This is a genomic window from Pseudoalteromonas sp. MMG024 (genome assembly GCF_021654175.1).
Taxonomy (GTDB): domain Bacteria; phylum Pseudomonadota; class Gammaproteobacteria; order Enterobacterales; family Alteromonadaceae; genus Pseudoalteromonas.
This window is the reverse complement of the sequence record NZ_JAKFZO010000066.1, coordinates 1-403: the sequence shown is the minus strand read 5'-3', so window position 1 is coordinate 403 and position 403 is coordinate 1. Positions and strand designations below refer to the sequence as shown.

Here is a 403-nt window from a genome sequence, read left to right as displayed (position 1 = left end):
GCTTGAGTGTTCACTGGGTACTAGACCCAGATAACTCATCAGCTTACGCGGATGGTCGAAGCGGGTTAAATCACCAAGCTCAGCGACAACGCCAGCGGCTACAAGCAAACGCACCCCACGCATCGCTTGAATAGCTTTAACAACGGGGTAATAACGCCATTGATAAACATGGTGAGAGAGTTCATTATCGAGTCGCGCTAATCTTGCCATTCGCTCATTTATAGTTTGAATAAATTCTTGTAAAACGATTTGTTGTGCAGGGTGTGGCAATACCAATTCAGTGAGCCAACGTAAGTGTTTAAGAGACCAGTTTGCAGTGCCTGCATAGTTAATATTGTTGCGAAGAAGCAATGCCTTTAGCTGGTATTTGGCATCTTTTAAGTCTTTCATCGCGACTTCTCGC

Annotated in this window: 1 protein-coding gene; it reads right to left on the bottom strand. The window is 44.9% G+C overall.

The window, feature by feature from the left end; genetic code table 11:
• A partial coding sequence (locus tag L1068_RS21885) for a transposase (RefSeq protein WP_237131971.1) occupies positions 1-403 on the bottom strand: 403 nt, incomplete at both ends.